Annotated in this window: 3 protein-coding genes; all 3 read left to right on the top strand. The window is 31.1% G+C overall.

What is annotated here, in order from left to right; all coding sequences use genetic code 11:
• The first annotated feature begins 210 nt into the window (after positions 1-210).
• The 3 genes from K5G00_RS29330 to K5G00_RS29320 are packed head-to-tail and all read left to right on the top strand — an operon-like array spanning position 211 to position 1,305.
• Positions 211-441 carry a hypothetical protein gene (locus K5G00_RS29330; RefSeq protein WP_238770176.1) on the top strand — a complete coding sequence of 77 codons (231 nt, stop codon included), beginning with the start codon at positions 211-213 and terminating at the stop codon, positions 439-441.
• Positions 431-778, top strand: coding sequence for a type II toxin-antitoxin system PemK/MazF family toxin (locus K5G00_RS29325; RefSeq protein WP_238770174.1), 348 nt, complete (start codon positions 431-433; stop codon positions 776-778). The genes K5G00_RS29330 and K5G00_RS29325 overlap by 11 nt, the downstream gene beginning before the upstream one ends.
• 47 nt (positions 779-825) lie before the next feature.
• Positions 826-1,305 carry a hypothetical protein gene (locus K5G00_RS29320; protein ID WP_238770172.1) on the top strand — a complete coding sequence of 160 codons (480 nt, stop codon included), beginning with the start codon at positions 826-828 and terminating at the stop codon, positions 1,303-1,305.
• Positions 1,306-1,424 lie beyond the last annotated feature (119 nt).

Raw genomic sequence — 1,424 nt, 5'->3', positions numbered from 1 at the left:
TATCTAATCTTCCAGAGCTTATTAAATCCTGTTGCTAACGTAAAAATGGGGTGCAAAAATGAGCTAAAAAATGATAAATTTGAATAAACCTTAAACAACTGAAAATCAGAGACTAAATTTTACGTTAGTCAGAATGTTGAAAAGAAAAAAATAAAATACTTGCAGGATACACTAAAAAGATATACTTTTGAAATACTAAAAGTGTAAATTATGAAAACAGTATCATTAAAAATTGACGATTCAATTTTTGGAGAAACCGAAAAAATTCTTTCAAAAATTAAAAAACCAAGGAACAGGTATATCAACGAAGCAATTGAGTATTACAATAAATTGCAAAGACGTGCTATTATTGAAAAAAAGCTAAAAAAAGAATCAGATTTAGTTAAAACAGATTCAATGGATGTACTAAAAGATTTTGAGGAGATTGATTATGTCGATTAAACAATACGAAATCTGGATTGCAGATTTAAATCCACAAATAGGAACGGAACCTGGAAAAACAAGACCAGTTCTTACAATACAAACAAATCTTTTAAATCAAATTCCACATCCTTCAACAATAGTTTGTCCAATAACGACAAATGTAAAAAAAGGCTCGGAAATATTGCGAGTTCACTTAAAAAAAGGAGAAGCAAATCTGCATCAAAACTGCGATATAATGATTGACCAAATTAGGGCAATTGACAATAAACGACTAGTTAAAAAAGTTGGGAATTTACCTCTTGACCTAATTGAAAAAGCAAAAGAGAATTTAATGATAATAATCGATTTAGAATAAAAACTTAAAAACACTAAAAACACAATATTAAATTCAAAATGGGATTTGTGCCAATTTCGATAAATGCTTACCTAAAAAAACACTTAAAAAATAACCCAAGTGAAAATGAAAAAGATTTAAGGAAACGACTTAACAAAGCACTGACAGATTATAAAAATGGAATTAAATGTTCCTGTGGAAATGATATTTGGGTAATTGGTTCTGCTTCAGTTGGGAATAGTTGTTTTACTTGTATTACAGGAGAAAGTTATCCGATTGACGATTATGAAATTGAATCAGCAATAAAGAAAAGAGAGAATATTAAAGGTCGAAGACATATTGACGAAATTCCTCCTAATAAAATTGCAGGATTTTTTGATGATGATGGATATGAAATTAATACGGATTTAATTAAGAAACCCTCGTTGTGTATTACTTGCATCAACGACGATAATCCAAATGAGGAAATCTTTTGCAACATGACTCGCTACGACCAGAAAGATGACAAAGAATTTAAATGTTTTGCATATAAAACAAGAAAAACCTGACAAGAAAAAGAAAAAACACGACGGCATAACACAGTACATATTGCAGGGCGGGGTTCGGTGGTACGCCAACTGCGGATTCTCGCATCGCAGTTCCGTGTCCTTCGGACAGGAACGCTCTC

The sequence above is a fragment of the Maribellus maritimus genome (assembly GCF_022267315.1).
Taxonomy (GTDB): domain Bacteria; phylum Bacteroidota; class Bacteroidia; order Bacteroidales; family Prolixibacteraceae; genus Draconibacterium; species Draconibacterium maritimum.
This window is presented reverse-complemented; position numbering and strand designations above follow the sequence as displayed.